General features: G+C 60.3%; 16 protein-coding genes and 1 pseudogene. 12 read left to right on the top strand and 5 right to left on the bottom strand.

The features are described 5' to 3' along the window. Positions 1–70 precede the first annotated feature (70 nt). The 5 genes and pseudogenes from HJB84_RS32470 to HJB84_RS33910 form a co-directional block, all read right to left on the bottom strand. The gene (locus tag HJB84_RS32470; RefSeq protein ID WP_221117885.1) at positions 71–952 is read right to left on the bottom strand and encodes an ABC transporter permease; all 882 of its coding nucleotides are present in this window, start codon (positions 950–952) and stop codon (positions 71–73) included. Between the two features lie 10 nt (positions 953–962). Next, entirely contained in the window at positions 963–1,781 is an 819-nt protein-coding gene (locus HJB84_RS32465; RefSeq protein ID WP_221117884.1) for an ABC transporter ATP-binding protein, read from the bottom strand. Between the two features lie 94 nt (positions 1,782–1,875). Further along, on the bottom strand, positions 1,876–2,889 hold the full coding sequence (locus tag HJB84_RS32460; protein ID WP_207584466.1) for an ABC transporter substrate-binding protein: 1,014 nt from the start codon (positions 2,887–2,889) through the stop codon (positions 1,876–1,878). Between the two features lie 294 nt (positions 2,890–3,183). Continuing rightward, positions 3,184–3,693, bottom strand: a complete 510-nt coding sequence (locus tag HJB84_RS32455) for a cell wall metabolism sensor histidine kinase WalK (RefSeq protein WP_259669690.1) — start codon at positions 3,691–3,693, stop codon at positions 3,184–3,186. Further along, positions 3,682–3,849 (bottom strand): annotated as a pseudogene (locus tag HJB84_RS33910) (histidine kinase dimerization/phospho-acceptor domain-containing protein); the annotation flags it as partial. The pseudogene HJB84_RS33910 and the gene HJB84_RS32455, both read right to left, overlap by 12 nt. 69 nt (positions 3,850–3,918) lie before the next feature. Here HJB84_RS33910 and HJB84_RS32450 point away from each other — a divergent pair. The 12 genes from HJB84_RS32450 (at position 3,919) to HJB84_RS32395 (ending at position 15,831) form a co-directional block, all read left to right on the top strand. Further along, on the top strand, positions 3,919–4,524 hold the full coding sequence (locus HJB84_RS32450; protein WP_246762811.1) for a hypothetical protein: 606 nt from the start codon (positions 3,919–3,921) through the stop codon (positions 4,522–4,524). 4 nt (positions 4,525–4,528) lie between these two features. Beyond that, positions 4,529–5,191, top strand: a complete 663-nt coding sequence (locus HJB84_RS32445; RefSeq protein ID WP_207584467.1) for an ABC transporter ATP-binding protein — start codon at positions 4,529–4,531, stop codon at positions 5,189–5,191. After that, positions 5,184–5,867 carry an ABC transporter ATP-binding protein gene (locus HJB84_RS32440; protein WP_207584468.1) on the top strand — a complete coding sequence of 228 codons (684 nt, stop codon included), beginning with the start codon at positions 5,184–5,186 and terminating at the stop codon, positions 5,865–5,867. The genes HJB84_RS32445 and HJB84_RS32440 overlap by 8 nt, the downstream gene beginning before the upstream one ends. Continuing rightward, complete coding sequence (locus tag HJB84_RS32435) at positions 5,849–8,503, top strand: FtsX-like permease family protein (RefSeq protein ID WP_221117883.1); 2,655 nt, start codon at positions 5,849–5,851, stop codon at positions 8,501–8,503. The genes HJB84_RS32440 and HJB84_RS32435 overlap by 19 nt, the downstream gene beginning before the upstream one ends. 73 nt (positions 8,504–8,576) lie before the next feature. Beyond that, positions 8,577–8,828, top strand: a complete 252-nt coding sequence (locus HJB84_RS32430; RefSeq protein ID WP_207584470.1) for a DUF1344 domain-containing protein — start codon at positions 8,577–8,579, stop codon at positions 8,826–8,828. A gap of 244 nt (positions 8,829–9,072) precedes the next feature. Beyond that, positions 9,073–9,462: a hypothetical protein gene (locus tag HJB84_RS32425; protein WP_207584471.1), complete on the top strand. Its 390-nt coding sequence runs from the start codon at positions 9,073–9,075 to the stop codon at positions 9,460–9,462. A 79-nt stretch (positions 9,463–9,541) separates the two neighbouring features. After that, complete coding sequence (locus HJB84_RS32420; RefSeq protein ID WP_207584472.1) at positions 9,542–10,387, top strand: hypothetical protein; 846 nt, start codon at positions 9,542–9,544, stop codon at positions 10,385–10,387. Positions 10,388–10,563: 176 nt separating this feature from the next. After that, entirely contained in the window at positions 10,564–11,115 is a 552-nt protein-coding gene (locus HJB84_RS32415; protein WP_207584473.1) for a phosphatase PAP2 family protein, read from the top strand. A gap of 10 nt (positions 11,116–11,125) precedes the next feature. Continuing rightward, positions 11,126–13,264, top strand: coding sequence for a bifunctional DedA family/phosphatase PAP2 family protein (locus HJB84_RS32410; RefSeq protein WP_221117882.1), 2,139 nt, complete (start codon positions 11,126–11,128; stop codon positions 13,262–13,264). Between the two features lie 354 nt (positions 13,265–13,618). Further along, positions 13,619–14,194, top strand: a complete 576-nt coding sequence (locus tag HJB84_RS32405; protein ID WP_207586131.1) for a dihydrofolate reductase family protein — start codon at positions 13,619–13,621, stop codon at positions 14,192–14,194. A gap of 292 nt (positions 14,195–14,486) precedes the next feature. Next, positions 14,487–15,158, top strand: coding sequence for a transcriptional regulator (locus HJB84_RS32400; protein ID WP_221117881.1), 672 nt, complete (start codon positions 14,487–14,489; stop codon positions 15,156–15,158). 139 nt (positions 15,159–15,297) lie between these two features. Continuing rightward, on the top strand, positions 15,298–15,831 hold the full coding sequence (locus tag HJB84_RS32395; RefSeq protein WP_259671232.1) for a hypothetical protein: 534 nt from the start codon (positions 15,298–15,300) through the stop codon (positions 15,829–15,831). The last annotated feature ends 176 nt before the right edge of the window (positions 15,832–16,007 follow it).

Below are 16,007 nucleotides of genomic sequence, written 5' to 3'. Positions count from 1 at the left end.
CAGATCCTGCCAATATAAAAACACCGGCGCCGGGGGGCGTCGGTGTTCCCTTGTGCTGTCCTTGGGGCGATTATTGAATATCGAGGCTCTGCTGCGGGCGCCACTTCGCCAAGCGGTTTTCGATCTGCGTCATTATGAATTCCGCGATCAGCGTCACGATCATCACAAGGACGATCGCGGCATACATGCCCGCTGCGTCGAAGGTGCCCTTGGCGATTGAAATTAGCTGGCCGATGCCGAAGCGGGCGCCGACGAACTCGCCGACGATAGCGCCGATGATGGCAAAGCCGAAGGAGACGTGAAGGCTCGCAAAAATCCAGCTCATGGCCGAAGGAACGATCACGGCCCGCGTGACCTGCCAATCGGAAGCACCAAGGATCCTCGCATTGGCGATCATGTTGCGGTCGGCTTCACGAACCCCCTGGAACGCATTGGCGAACACGACGAAGAACACCATGATGAAGGCAAGCGCCACTTTGGATGGCAGGCCAAGGCCGAGGATCATGATGAAGATCGGTGCCAGAACCACTCGCGGGATGGAATTGATCGCCTTGATATAGACCGACAGAACATCCGACAGAAAACGGTTGCGACCGAGGCTTACGCCGACGATGACACCGGTAATGGAGCCGCAGAAGAAGCCGATCAGAGCCTCTTCCATCGTCACCCAAAGGTTATACCAAAGTGAACCTTCACTGGTGCCGTTGACCGCCCAATCATAGAGACGGAAGATAATGTCGCTCGGGCTGGAATAGAAAAACGGATCGATCCAAAGCAGGTTGGATGACAGCTGCCAGAGTGCCACAACCGCGACGAAGATCCCGATCTGCAGCGACAGAACCTGCTGCTTACGTCTCTTGATCGCGCCAAGCGCGGCGGCTTCGATTTCGGAATCCGATGTGCCGGGGCGAAAGACGACGGCCGGCACGTTGTCTGCGATAATGTTTGCCATGCTTGTCTCCTTATGCAGCTTCGCTGGAACGGCGATAGCTGGCCTCGACCTCCTGGCGGAGATCCTCCCAGATCGCCTTGCAATAGTCGATGAAGCGGGGCTCGTAGCGAATTTCCGACACGACACGCGGGCGTGGAAGATCGATCGTGTAGACGGACTTGACCGTGGCTGGGCCGGCTGTCAGCACATAGACCTTGTCGGCAAGCGCGACGGCTTCCTCCAGATCATGGGTCACGAAAACGACCGAAGCCTTTCGTTCCGCCCACAGTCTCAGCAATTCCTCGTGCATCACGGTGCGGGTCTGCACGTCGAGCGCCGAAAAAGGTTCATCCATCAACAGGATTTCCGGCTCGTTGATGAAGGTTTGCGCCAGCGCGACGCGCTTGCGCATACCACCGGAGAGCTGATGCGGATAGTGATGCAGAAACTTTGAAAGGCCGACGCGCTGAAGCCAGCGCTTGGCGCTATCTTCTGCTTCCTTCCTGCTCTTGCCGCGAAACAGGGGGCCGGCCATAACGTTGTCGATGACATTCCTCCAGGGAAAGAGCGCGTCCGTCTGGAAGACGAAGCCGACGCGCGGATCGATACCGTCGACGGGTCCGCCCATCAGCCTGACCTCGCCGGAGCTCGGCCGCGCAAGCCCCGTTACCAGGTTAAGCGTAGTAGATTTGCCGCAGCCGGTCGGGCCAACGACAGCGACGAATTCGCCTTCTTCCACGGACATGGTGAAATCGCGTAACGCTGTCAGCGACTTGCCTGTCGGAGAGACAAAGCGCCTGCTGACATTGAGAAGCTCGATTGCTGGCTTCCGAATGTTGATGTCTGACATTGGTTTTTCCTGACGCGCGTTGGTGAGGCTCGCACGCGAAGCCGGGGCCATGCCCGCCCCCGGCGAAGTGCCGGAGGCGGATCTGAAAAGCCGCTTACATGACCTTCTTGACGAATTCCGTGGTGTAGGTCTTCGAAAGATCGATCTGCTTGCCCTGCATATTCTTCGAGAAGGAAGAGAGAACAGAGAGAACGGTCTTCGGACCATCTTCCGGCATCACGCCATCGGCGGTAAACATCGCCTTACCTTCGTCAAGCGCTTTGACGTAACCTTCCTTGTCGCCGACATAATAATCCTTCGGCATCTTGTCGGCGATCTCGGCGCCGGAATGTGTATTGATGAAGCGCAGCGTCTTCACGAAAGCATTGGCAAGCTTCTGGGTATCGTCCTTGTGGGCATCGACCCATGAGGTTTCCATGTAGAGCGAGGCTGCGGGATAGGTACCCCCGAGCGCCTGGCGTGCACCATCCATCGTGCGCATGTCGACGAGGACGGTTGCTTCCTTGGTCTTCAGAAGACGGGAGATCGTCGGCTCGGTCGTCATGCCCACCTGGATTGCATCCTGCTGCATGGCGGCGATAAAGGTCGCGCCAGCACCGACCGGAACGGAGGTGACGTCGCCGGACTTCAGGCCGGCCTTGTTGGCCATGTACTGGGTCAAAAAATTAGTCGAGGAACCAAGACCGGTGACCCCGGCGCTATGACCCTTGAAGTCCGCGACGGACTTGATTTCCGGATGCTTGGCCGAGACGAGTTCGACTTCGCCCGGAGCCTGGCTGAACTGGACGACCGATTCGACGAACTTGCCCTTCGCCTGCAGGTCGACGCAATGGTCATAGAAGCCGACAACGCCCTGGACCGCGCCGGCCAGAAGCTGGTTCTCCGCATCAACGCCGGCCGGTTCGTTCAGAAGCTCGACATCGAGGCCTTCATCCTTGAAGTAACCGAGGCCTTCAGCCAGTTTTGCGGGTAGATAGATCTGCTTTTCGTAGCCGCCGACCATCAGCGTGATCTTGCCGGCTGCATGCGCAGAATTTGCTGCAAGCATCGACGCGAGCATGACGACAGACAGTGCAGCTGAACTGAATAACGTGCGTGTAGAACGCATGGGGTCTCCTCCTGAGTTTTCGTATCGCACCTACGTCGCCACGATGGCTACGCGCTCCTCTGCGATAAGGGCGAAGATAGCTGGCCCAAGCTTTCAACCAGCTTTCAGGCGGATCAAGGATGAGAAAAAAGGTTCCGACTGAGGCGCAGCGCGTATCCGCTGCTGCTCAGTTGGGACGCTTGCGCCGTCCCGATGTCGACGACCCTCAACGAAACTAGATCCGTTGCATTTTCTCACTCAATCATCGTAATCAATCCGTTCGCATTCTACCGCATCATACTTGTCAGGCGGGAACTAACGCGACGCCTTCATTGGGACCAGCCGTACAACGAGGCAAGCGATGAGGCCGGGCCGGTCCTGGCGCATGGAGAGCGCGACCCGCGCCCCTTGTCTTTCGGCTGCCGCCTTGGCGATCGCCAGCCCCAAGCCGCTCCCCTCGCTATCGTGAGGGTTGGCACGGAAGAACCGCTCGAAGACGCGTGTCATGTCGTCCTCGGCGATGCCGGGTCCTGTGTCGCGGATCTCGATCCGTGCTTCTTCTCCGGTGACCTCCACCGCGACATCGACGGTTCCACCCGACGGTGTGTACCGCACGGCGTTCTCGACCAAATTGTCGAGGATGATTTCGAAATCCGCAAGCGCGCCGATCGTGACGGCCTCATCCCGGCGGGTAATGCCAAGATCGATCGACCGGCTGCCAGCGAGCGGGGTCAGGCGTGCGATCGTGTCGACAGCAAGCTGGGCGAGGTCGACCGGCCGCGGGCTCGGCGCAGGTTCGCGGGCATCGTAATGGGCGAGGCGCAAGAGCTTGTTTACAAGGCTTGTGGACCTGCCGATGCCGGCCTCCAGCTCGGACAACCCCTGGGCAAATCGGCCATCGCGGTCGTCGTGCCGAAGGTTGTCGAGCTGAATCTGGAGCGCCGAGAGAGGCGTGCGCAATTCATGGGCCGCATCCGAAACGAACCGGCGCTGTCGCTCGGCTTGGGGGCGAGCAGCCGCCTAAGACCCTCCTAATTCTACGAGCGTCATATGCCCTTGCTGGTTTGCAAAGGAGTCTCAGTCATGACCGTTCGTTGTTGGATCGCCGCCGCATTCGCCACGCTGCTGATGGTGGCATCTGGCGCACTTCTTCCAGCCGCGGCGCAGGAAAAACTCGTTGCGCCTGAAACGAACCCGCCGGGCGACATTCCCGACAACCAAGTCTTTGTGGTTTACACCGCGCCGGATGGGTTCAGCTTGAAAGTGCCAGAGGGATGGTCGCGGAAACTGAGCGGCGCCAGCGTTCGGTTCTTCGACAAATACGATGAAATCGACGCTGCGCTGGGGACGGCGAATGCGGCTCCGACGGTTGCCTCGGTCCGGGCTGGCGAAGTCCCAGAGCTCGAGAAAACCGGGCACGCCGTCAAGGTCACCGCGGTCAAGGCCGTGAAGCTCGTGGCCGGACCGGCTGTTCGCATCAGCTACCAGTCGAATTCCGCGGCAAACCCGGTCACGAACAAGCAGATCCGCCTGGAGCACGAGCGTTTCATTCTGTTCAAAGGCGGCAAGACGATCACCCTCGATCTGGCTGCGCCGGCCGGCGCGGATAACGTCGACCAGTGGCAGCTGATCTCCAATTCGCTGCAATGGAAGTGAACGCATGACCGTGCTGGAGACAACCGAGCTCTACCGTTTCTTTCACACCGGTGACGACGAGGTCGTGGCGCTGCGCGGGGTCACCATGACACTTGAGCGTGGGGAATTCACGGTATTGCGAGGCCCGTCGGGTAGCGGCAAGTCGACACTGCTTGCCTGTCTTTCCGGCATCGACGAGCCGGATGGCGGCACAGTGTCGATCCTCGGCGAGCGCATGACCCGGCGCCCGGAACCCGATCGGGCTCGCCTGAGAGCCCGCCATTTCGGCATGCTCATGCAGTCCGCCAATCTGTTCGAGCATTTGACGGTGCGGGCCAACGTTCGTCTCCAGATGCAGATATCCGGCTCCGACCGGCCTGGCGAAATCGATGGCCTGCTCGGCAATCTCGGCCTCGACGGTCTCGCCGACATGTTGCCCGCCCATCTTTCGGGCGGCGAAGCGGCGCGAGCCGGACTTGCCGTCGCTCTCGCGGCAAAGCCGTCGATCCTGCTCTGCGACGAGCCGACCGCCGAGGTGGATGCAGCAACGGAACAGCGTGTCATCGATCGCCTCATCGACATTTGCCGCGCTGGTACAGCCGTTCTCGTCGTCACCCATAGCAGCGCGCTCGCCGCCCGCGCCGATCGCATTATCAATATCCGGGACGGACGCATCGCACATGATTAAGCCATTGGTCATTGCTGCCGATTTGTGGCGCAGCTTTCAGCGCGAGCGGGGGGTTGTCTCGGCCGTCCAGGGCTGCTCCTTCAGAATTGACGCAGGTGAGACTGTCGCAATCATCGGGCCTTCTGGCTGTGGCAAGACGACACTCTTGAACCTGATCGCCGGGCTGGATCGCCCAAGCTCCGGCCGAATCGAGTGGCCCGGGCTCGGTCCGCCCGACACGTTGCGCCCGGAGCGGATCGGCGTCGTCTTCCAGTCGGCAAACCTGATGCCCGCGCTGACTGCTTCCGAGAACGTCGAGTTACCGATCCTTCTTAGCAACGGCGCCGAAGCTGAGGCGCGGGCCCTGGCTGCGCTTACCGCTTTTGGGGTCGAAGCCCTGTCGGCAAAGCTGCCGGAACAGCTCTCCGGCGGCCAAGCCGAGCGGATCGCCGTAGCCCGGGCCGTAGCGACCAGTCCGCAACTGATCGTCGCCGACGAGCCGACGGGACAACTCGATCAGGCGGGCGGCGCCATGCTGGTCGACAGGCTCCTCGCCTGGGGTCGGCAGTCGGGGAGCGCCATCGTCATCGCTACGCATGACGAGCGTGTGGCTGCAAAGATGAACCGCATCTGGCGGATGCGACACGGCAAATTCGAGATTATGGGCGCGAGGACCGAATGTACGAGCACTGGTTGATCGGACTTGTCCGAACCCGTTCGGGTCGCCTTGTCGGCACCATCGGAGGTGTCGCGCTGACCGTTGCCTTCGTCACGTGTCTGGGTACCTTTTTGCAGTCCAGCGCGGCCGAGATGACCGCGCGATCGATCGCCCAGGTTCCCGTCGACTGGCAGGTCCAGCTACTGCCGGGGGCAGATGGTGGCGCGGTCGAGGCCGGAATCCGCTCTGCCGCGCCGGTTGCCGCTTTGCAGCTGGTCGGCTATGCCGACGTGCCCGGCTTCGAGGCGAACACTGGGGGCACCGTCCAGACCACGGGCGGCGGCACCGTACTCGGCATGGAAGCGAGCTATGTTGGCCAGTTCCCGGCCCAGATCCGGCGCTTGCTCGGATCGGTCGACGGTGTCCTGGTGGCGCAGCAAACTGCGGCCAACCTGCATATCTCGTTGGGCGATGAAGTCACCATCCACCGCCACCAAGCGCCTGATATCAGCGTGACGGTCGCCGGCATCGTCGATTTGCCGAACGCCGATGCGATGTTTCAGGCGATCGGTGTCCCGCCTGGCGCCGCACCACAAGCCCCGCCCGACAACGTTTTGCTGTTGCCGATGTCTCAGTGGGAGCAGGTGTTCCAGCAGCAAGGCGCCGGCCGGCAGGATACCGTTCGGAGCGAGTTCCACATCAGGCTCGATCATCACGACCTGCCATCCGATCCGCTTGCCGCGAGCACATGGGCGACCGAGCGCGGCCAAAATTTCGAGGCCCGCGCCGCCGGTGCGGCGCTGCTTGCAAACAATCTGGCGGCTCGCCTGGAAGCCGTGCGCGAGGATGCCCTCTATGCGCGGCTGGTCTTCCTGTTCCTTGGCGCCCCAGGGGTCATCCTCGCTGTCCTGCTCACACTTGCCGTCGCAGGCGCCGGACGGGACAGGCGCCGCCGCGACCAAGCGTTGCTGCGGCTGCGCGGAGCGACGGTTGACACTGTTCTTCGCCTTGCCGCGGTCGAGGCGGCTGTCGCGGGCATCGGCGGCTCGCTACTTGGTATTTTCGTCGGAGCTGTGGCCGGATACCTCATCCTTGGGGTGGCGCTCTTGCGCAGCGAAGCCGTTGCCCTGCTCGGCACGGTGGTCGTGGCCGGAGTGGCGCTTTCTCTTGCGGCGATCCTGATCCCCACTTGGCGCGACGCTCGCGGCTCGACGGTTGCCGCCGCACGCCGGTCAATCGGCAAGCACCGGACGCCGCTCTGGAGTCGCGGCTATGTCGACTTGGTGTTGCTCGTGCTAGCCGCCGCGTTCTACTGGCGGTCGGCGGCGAGCGGATACCAAGTCGTCCTTGCCCCGGAGGGCGTGGCAGCGACGGCGGTCGACTACACGTCCTTCCTGCCTCCTGTCCTCCTATGGAGCGGGTTGGCGCTGCTTGCCGTGCGGCTGGTCGGGGCCGGGCTGCAGCACGGCCGGTCGGTCATCGCCAGAGGCCTGCGACCTGTCGCCGGTTCTCTCGCGGATGTCATCGCCGCGACCTTCGGGCGGCAGGGCCCGCGGCTGACCGCTGGCGTAGGCCTTGCAGCGCTTGCCTTCGCTTTCGCGGCATCGACCGCAATCTTCAACGCGACCTACGAGGCTCAGGCCCGGATCGACGCCGAGCTCACCAATGGCGCCGACGTCACCGTTACGGGCACACCCGCCGAGCCCGCATCCAAGGCATTCGATCGTCTTTCCAAGCTGCCGGGGGTGCTGGCCGCCCAGCCGATGCAACATCGATACGCTTACGTTGGAACGGACCTTCAGGATCTCTATGGTATCGATCCGGCGCGCATCGGGTCAGCCACAGCGATGTCCGATGCCTATTTCGCCAATGGCGACGCCGGGGCGACGCTCGCCGATCTCGCACGAACATCCGATGGCGTGCTCGTATCGCAGGAGACCGTGAACGATTATCAGCTCAGTCGCGGCGACAGCATCAATCTTCGTCTGCAAAACGCGGCTGATCACCAATACCACATCGTGCCTTTTCACATCGTAGGCGTGGTGCGCGAATTCCCCACGGCGCCCAGGGATTCGTTTCTGGTCGCCAACGCAGCTTACATTGCGCAACAGACCGGTTCCGCGGGAAGCGAGATTGTCCTGATCCGATCGAACGGCGATCCGGCCCGGGTCGCCCGAACTGTCCGAAGCGCGATCGCGGATCTGCCAGCGCTCAAGGTCAGTCAGATTGGTGATGCCGTTGCTTTGATCGGATCGAGCCTCACAGCGATCGACCTCGCCGGTTTGACGCGGCTTGAGCTGATCTTCGCGTTGGTCATGCTTGCCGTCTCGGGCGGACTGGTCCTGGGGCTAGGGCTGGCCGACCGGGAACGCTCTTTCGCCATCCTCGTCGCGCTTGGTGCCAAGCCGCGGCAGCTTGGCGCCTTTGTTTGGAGCGAAGCTGGATTGGTAGTCGGCGGCGGCATGCTTCTCGGCCTCTCGGCCGGAGCGCTCATAGCCCATGTGCTCGTCAAGCTGCTGACTGGGGTATTCGACCCGCCACCCGAGTCGCTTTCGTTGCCCTGGGGCTATTTCGCTGCCCTCGTCCTCACCGCGACCAGCGCCGCTCTGCTGGCCGCGACGAGCGAGGCGATGCGCAGCGGGGCACACGTCACCGAGAAGTTGAGAGGCGAATAAGCATCGGCCGCGCCGGCGCTGCCTTGCGAAAAATTCTACAGATTGGGGGCAGAAACCATGAAAGGAGAAAGAAATGAAACCACAAATGCTTATGGCCGCAATACTGGCGCTGGCACCGATGGGCACGGCACTCGCTGCCCAGACGTCCGGCATGATCACCGCGATCAGCAAGAAGGCCGATACGATCACGTTGTCGGACGGCAAGAACTATACCCTGCCCGAAGGGATCGAGGATACCAAACTCCGCGTCGGCGAGAAGGTTCAGCTAACCTTCGCGATCAAAGGCGGCAAGGCGGTCGTCTCTCACCTGACCCCGGAGAAGTGAGGCTTGCGGGGGCCGGCGGCACCGCCGGCCCCCGCTTTTGTACGCGATTGCGACCGATTGCTTACGTGTCAGGACCCACACCGGCATCGGCTCTAATTCTCCGCTAATAGTATCTGCGTAGTCATTGCCGGACAATGCAAACGCCAATGGCTAGACGGAGAGTGCGCCGGCGGCAGCGAGGGGCAGCCGACCACCCCGAAGCCGATGCAGGCGTGACGCGTTCCAGAATTTAGGGGATTTTTGAATGAGACAGATCTTTCTCGCCATCGCGCTCATTATTGCTCCGGTGGCGGCTTTCACGGGTTTTGAACTCTATGCCAACAATGCGCCGGCCAAAACGGCAGACCTCGGTGATCTCTCATCGTTCAAGACCATCGTTGCCGACGTTCAGGCCCTCGCTGCCAAGGGTGATCTGACATCGGCCGCAAAGCGGATCACGGACTACGAGACCGCATGGGATCAGGCCGAGAGCGCAATCCGTCCGCTGAATCCGAACGACTGGAACAGCATCGACGCTGCCTCCGATGCTGCGCTCAAGGCGCTACGCCAATCGGCCCCGTCGGCCGACAACGTCAACAAGACGCTCGCCACCCTTATGGCGGTTCTCAATCATCCGGCCCAGCCATCTCAGTAGGCCGACGCGAACCGTTGTTCCGCGCCCTTCGCGCCGCTCAACCGCGAGACGTTTCATCGCCCATTCAAGGATACTCGCCATGCCCGCTACGACAGAAACCGCGAAAGCTGTTGTCTACAATCGCGTTCCCCGCGTCACGGCCGACTTTTGGCTCATCAAACTGATGGCCGTTACCATGGGCGAAACGGCGGCCGATTATCTCAACATGCAAATGGGCTTGGGACTGACGGCGACATCGCTGATCATGTCAGCAATTCTCGCCGGCGCACTGGTTTGGCAATTTGCCCAGAAGAAGTATGTTCCTGCCGCCTATTGGCTTTCGGTGGTGCTCATCAGCATCGTTGGCACATTGATTACCGACAACCTGGTCGACAACTTCAATGTACCGCTGCTGGATACGACCATCGCATTCTCGATCGCCTTGGCGCTGACTTTCCTACTCTGGTTCCAGACAGAGCGTACGCTTTCGATCCACTCCATATTCACCAATCGACGCGAGGCCTTCTATTGGCTCGCTATCCTGTTCACCTTTGCGCTCGGCACTGCGGCGGGCGATCTGGTCGCCGAGAAGTTCGCGCTTGGATATTTGGCGACCGGCATCCTGTTCGGGATGATCATCTTGTCGCTCAGCATCGGCTATTTCTTCCTGGGTCTCAACCCGATACTCGGCTTCTGGCTGGTCTACATCCTGACCAGGCCCCTGGGAGCTTCGTTCGGCGATCTGATGTCTCAGCCCGCGCAATATGGCGGCCTCGGCCTCGGCACGATCATAACGAGTGCAATCTTTCTCGCCGCGATCGTCACGATCGTCGCCTTCATGAGCCTGCGGCACGGAGGTGACGAATTGGTCGTCGTCGGTCAAGATGGGGAGCTGCTGGCGGTGGGTGAGGGCAAAAAGCTGATTGCCGCCAACGACGGACTCTGAAGCGGTCGACAGCGCACTTTGGGACATCACCGGCCCGCGGCGACATTCCTTGCTGGCGCCGCTTTCGTGGCTGTCACAATCCGAGCGCAGGTGGAGATCCAACCAATATCCAAGCGTCAGTTGACTAGCCGAGATTGATGTCTTCGGGGCTGCAAGGGTTGAACTGGAGTGTGACAATGTATGGACTCGACGTAGCTGTAACTCGTGCCATTAATGGATTGGCGGGACATAGCGCTGCGATCGACTACTTGATGGTCTGGATCTCCGGTATCGGCGTCCCGGTCATGGTGATGGCGGTAGCCCTGCAATGGTGGCGCGGGTCTGACAGGCCGCATATACGGCATGTCATCGTGGCGGCAGGCTTCTCGTTCTTGCTGGGACTCGGCCTCAACCAACTCATTCTTCTCTTTATCCACCGGGCTCGTCCCTATGACAGCGGAGTAACAAACCTGCTGATCGAACGGAGCGCCGACTTTTCGTTTCCCTCCGATCATGCAACGGCGACCTTTGCGATTGCGGCCGCTTTTCTCCTTCACGGCGCCCGACGCTCCGGATTTGCCTTCCTTGCGGCGGCGTGCTTTGTCACCTTCTCCCGCATTTACATCGGGACCCACTACGCCAGCGACGTCTTCGGCGGAGCACTGACCGGTGTCATCGCAGCACTCATGGTCCTTGCAATATATCGCGAAGGCACCAAAGCTGACCGCCTGATCACTCGAATCTTTTAGGTTACCGGCAATGCTCGCGGGGTTTCTCTCATCGGTGATCCATTGGCTGAGCGCGCATTCCCATATTGCCTACATTGCAGTGTTCCTGCTTGCACTCTCCGAGTCGATCCCAATCATGGGCGTCGTTGTCCCCGGCACGGCGGTCATAATTGCCTTAAGTGCGCTAGTGCCGAATGGCGTTCTCCTCCTCTGGCCCTTGATGGCCGCAGCGACTTTTGGCGCGATCGTCGGAGACGGCTTATCATTCTGGCTCGGCCACCGATACCATCGCGAGATTCTCTGCCTCTGGCCGCTAAAGCGATACCCGGAGCTGATCGAGCGTAGCGAAGCCTTCTTCAAGCGGCACGGTGACAAGAGCGTGTTTATCGCCCGTTTTGCGCCTGGTGTTCGAGCATTCATCCCGCTTCTCGCGGGCATGCTCGGGATGCCCGTCAGGCGGTTCTATTCGGTCAACATCACTTCGGCCCTGGTGTGGGCACCGTCACACATTCTACCGGGCGTTCTCGTCGGTGTAACGTTCGGTGCTCTGGGCTCGGCAGCAAGGCCGTTGGCAATCCTTTTAGTCATTCTGCTCGCAACGGGTTGGGTGACGTGGCGTCTTGGGCGGTGGGTATTAAGGCGAGGTTTTCCCCTTCTGGAGGTTCTCGTCACAGAGGCACGAAGGTGGTCTGAGACCCGCAACACGTGGCTCAGCCGCCGTGTCGGCGACATGCTCGATCCGGCGCGCCCGGAAGCGTGGGTTCTCGCCATCATGCTTGGCTTACTCGGCGGGGCCGCCTGGTTGTTCCTCGGCATTCTCGAAGATGTGGTCAATGGTGATCCGCTGGTTCTCGCAGACCACGCCATTTATAACGCATTGCAGGAGGTTCGCACGCCGCTAGGCGATGCGATCATGGTTGCCATCACGGAGATTGGTGACACCAAAGTTGTGGTGGTCGTCACCACAGTCATATTCCTATGGCTTGCTTGGAAGCGGGCTTGGCGCACGGCTGCCTTCTGGCTGGCTGCTGTCGGTGGCGCGTCGGCTCTCAATACGGTCATCAAGGTGGCACTTCACAGGGCAAGACCGGATGAGCTGTTGTATTCCGGTTGGAGCGCGTTTTCTTTTCCGAGCGGCCATAGCACGACGAACATGGCGCTCTATGGCTTTCTTGCATTTCTGATCGCCGGCGAGCTTCGCCCAGCACTGCGCGTCTTGATCGGCACGGGAGCCGCAGTTCTTATCTTTATGATCGCGTGCTCGCGTCTATACCTCGGTGCACATTGGTTCTCCGATGTGGCCGGCGGAGCGGCGGTTGGATCCGCATGGTTTATTCTGCTCGCCATCTTTTATCTGCGGCGTCCGGTCGAACGAATAGGATCTTCAGCGCTGCTCGTGACCGCGTCCGCAGCCATTATCCTTGCAGGCGCCGGCAACATCTATCACAGCCACTCCACTGATATTGCGCGGTACGCGGCCAAAAACGCGATACATGCGCTCGCCGTTGCTGATTGGTGGACGACTGGTTGGCAGACCCTTCCGGACCGTCGGGTCGATCTCACCGGCGAAGTGGAAGAGCCGCTCACATTCCAGTGGGCGGGGAGCCTGCAGGGTTTGCAGGATCTTTTGCAGCAGGACGGTTGGAGGCCATCCCTCGGTTGGACGCCAGTCACTGTACTTAAATGGCTCACCGCGTCTACAGATACCACCGTTGTTCCGGTGGTGCCTCATTTTGCCAGCGGCCGTCTACCGGATATAGCCTTCGTTCGGTCCTCAACCGCGCTGGCCCCGTCGACCGCGCGGCTCGTTCTCCGTCTTTGGGAAACCGATATGAAGCTCGAGGATAGAGAGCAGACCCCGCTTTGGGTGGGTTCGATAACGGAGGAGCGGATCTACCGACTACTATCGCTAGTTACAATGGTCTCGACACAGCCTGATTTCACCGGACCACGGGAAGCGCTGGCGCGATCACTTCGGGAAGGACATCTCGTGTCGCGCGATGAAGTGGAGGCCAAGGGAGGATGGGACGGGCGTGTTCTGCTGGCTCGCCAGAAGGCATCTCATCCGCCCCCGCTCCTCCCTAGCAACCCGGCCCAGCCGGTCGGATCGGGGGCTGATCCGAGGAACAAGTGTCGCGTTTCTAATTGGCTGGAACCGTCGCGGCTCTAACCAGCTTTGACAACACTGGGATAGCGGGTCAACGGGTCTGGCACGGCGATAGCTTTCGAGGCCAGCGCCCGGCTTGTTGCAATGGCGTTCACGGTTTAGGCCAGGAACATCGCATAATGGATCGACCGGAACACACAAGCCGAAGTGGGGAGGGGCGGAGAGCAGTCTTTAGGAGCGGCTTCATTCACCTTGCGTGGCTGCCGGAATCTGCTGCGGATAGATGCCGTGCATCACAGAGGAGTTCGGACGCTTCAAGAGGCCGCGACGAGTTATTCGTTGCCCCAGATGTAGGTTTGACCGACACTCATTCGTCATGAAGGCGTAACCTCAATCGATCGGTCACGGAGAACGCAAATGACCAAGGTCGCTTTCAATATCAGCATGTCGCTCGACGGCTTCATTACCGCAGGAAACCAGACCAGGGAGGAACCACTCGGCAAGAACGGCGAATTTCTTCACGAATGGTTCTTCAACAGCGGTAGAGAGGGCGACGCATATGTGCAGCGCCTCACCAGCAATGTTGGCAGCGTGATCTGCGGGCGCAAATGCTATGACGACTCGATCCCATACTGGGACGAGAACGGGCCGACGGGGCCGTTAAAGCTGCCGCTTTTCGTCGTCACCCACCGGCCGTTACTCGCCTCGCACAGCACTGGAATCTATCACGCGGCTGGGACAATTCCCGACGCGGTGAAGCAGGCGAAGTCGGCGGCCAGAGGCAAGGATGTGAGCCTCATGGGCGGAGCCGAGGTCTTTCGCCAAGCACTGGCCGGCGGGCTTGTCGACGAGATCGAGTTGCATATCGTGCCGGTGCTCTTTGGTGCTGGGAGTCGCCTGTTCGACACGCTGCCCAACCAGATCAAGCTTGAGCCCACCAGCATGCTCGACACGCCACTCGCTCGGCATATCGCCTATCGCATTGTGAAGTAAGCGAACGCAACCAGCCCTGTCTGACCAGGGTCCAGTCCCACAAATACCGTTTATGCCCCGCGCCGCCTCAAAAGACGTGGTCGACGGTTCGATTCCCTTCAAGGCGCACGGCTTCATCCTCCGTGTGATTGTTACTCTGCCCCGTTAATGGAATCCGTTGACGGAAATCCTGCACTCGGATGTGTGGGCGGATACGCTGTTGGTCTCTATAGACTGCTGTCCAGGTAACCGCTATTTGCGATGCTGAGCACGTAGCCGAGACCTCTTGTTGACACACCCAAGGCCTCTTGAAATGAAAAAAGTCCAACGCAGTTTTGCCGTCGAGTATAAATCCGGGCAGCGGAAGACCGATCCCAAGGCCAACTCCATCTGGGGTAATATGGATCTTAAGTCTGTTGCCCGCGATGTAGAGGAAGAGGCAATGCCATTTCTGTCGGGCGGCCCGCAGGAGCGCGAAGCTACCGGCGAAGTGCCTTTCCCTGCATCAGAACAGGCCGGGCCTTTGTTGACACTGCCGCTCGGGCAGGAGACAACTGCATCGGCTTTAAAGGAGACAATGATGGCCGACGAAAGCGATACGATGACCAATACGAATGCGCCGGCCGTTGTCGAAACCGAACTTGCGCCAAAGAAGCAGCGTAAACCCCGCGCCAAGAAGGCGGCCCCTGAAACGGTGCTCGTCGAGGTACCCGCGGAACCGGCTGTAGTTTCAAGTGTAGCGGCTGGAAGGCAGAAGAGGGGACGCAAGTCCAAGTCGGCTGAAGCTGTCAGCAGTGCCAAGCGCGCGCCCGTGAAACGTGCGACGAGGCCTGCGCAGACAGTAACGATGGCCCCGATGGCGGCGGGCGATGAGATGGCGGATCTCCTGCAGTTGGAACAGGAAAACCAAAGACTGCGCAAGCTGCTAGCCGAACAACTCCGCACTGAGAATGCCGATCTGCGAAAGCGACTTAAGCTCGATTGATAATAACAGGCGGCCAGTCGCAGCCGCATTTCCGTGGCTATCGGGCTATGCATTTGGCGGCAGTTACGGCTGTCGCCAAAGCCGGAACTTGCAGCCTGCATGCGGGAAAGAACGCGAGGTCGAATAGTTGGCGTCTCCATTGAAATTTCTTGCTCGGTTGATGCGGAGGCGAGAAATCGTCACGGTCGACGACGTGAAGCCGGACATGTTGGCAATTGGCGGTCCAACTGAACCCGCTGCCGAGAAAAGCCTGAACACCGCTGATCGACCGTCAGACGAAAAGGCACAGCCTTGCAATCAACCCGATCCAGCGTCCGCAATGCCTGAGCCGTCCGAAGAATTCGGAAACGATGTTCAGGATACCGCCGACATTGCAAACGCCGAGCCAGTGAACGCCGCTGATCTGGCTTTATTCGGTAGCAATGACATCGCCGCCGCCCACCGCGCTCCGGAGCTTGACCAGACTACCGAAAGCGCGCCGCGCAAGCACGGCAGCCGCGCCAAGAGAACCGAAGCGGTTGCAATCGTTTCACCGGCCTCTCCCTTACCAACCTTCTCCGATAAGGCGAGGAGCTTGGATGAAGAGATCAGGGCGCTCCGCGGGCAGTTGACGAGCAAGCTTCAACTGCAAAACGCCCAACTGAAAAAGATGCTGGAGCGATTCGAACGCTGATCCATTTGTTAGCGACGACAACGTCACGCCCAGAAGCCAGAAATAGTCTCCGATTTGAATGGGTGCCAACGGTTTGATCCCGCTCAAGGCGCCTGGGTTTGATGCGGCGGGCCAGTGGTTCGAAATCAAATCGTGTAGGGGCAGATGACGGCGTTGAATAATTTGGTCATTATACT

The sequence above is a fragment of the Rhizobium sp. NZLR1b genome, assembly GCF_019685155.1.
Classification (GTDB): Bacteria; Pseudomonadota; Alphaproteobacteria; order Rhizobiales; family Rhizobiaceae; genus Rhizobium.
Note: the sequence above shows the minus strand (reverse complement) of the source record. Positions and strands in the feature narration are given on the sequence as shown.